Genomic DNA, 436 nt, shown 5'->3' on the forward strand with positions numbered 1-436 from the left:
CGATAAGGCCGTGCAGCGGGCCGCCCGGCGCGGCCAGGGCATCCACACGGCGTTGAACGGCGGGGTCTTCCTCCAGCGCGGGCGCGTGGAAGGGCTTGATGCGGGCATCCAGCAGCAGCGGCCCTTCGCAGGACCAGTGCCGCGCGCGGACCACGGCTCCGGTGCCATAGACGTCGGCAGCGGGATCGGAGCGGCTGAAGGCCACCCAGAGGAAATTGTCGAAGTCCGCGGCGCAGAAGGCGGCATCGTCCGCCACGACCACCAGCGGGAAGGCATCGCGCTGCGGCCAGTGGGCCAGACAGGCGGCCAGCTCCTCCATGCGCGGGTCGGTCTCGTTGCGGCCCAGCTCATGACGGGGACCGCGCAGCACCAGGATGCCCGGCCCGGCACAGCGGGCGTCGCCGAAGCCTTCGGGCAGCGGCGGCAGGTCGTGCAC

General features: G+C 72.7%; 1 pseudogene. It reads right to left on the reverse strand.

Annotated features, from left to right (window positions below):
• Positions 1-436 (reverse strand): annotated as a pseudogene (locus JWG43_RS18490) (3-octaprenyl-4-hydroxybenzoate carboxy-lyase); the annotation flags it as partial.

The organism is Desulfobulbus alkaliphilus (assembly GCF_016918545.1).
Classification (GTDB): Bacteria; Desulfobacterota; Desulfobulbia; order Desulfobulbales; family Desulfobulbaceae; genus Desulfobulbus; species Desulfobulbus alkaliphilus.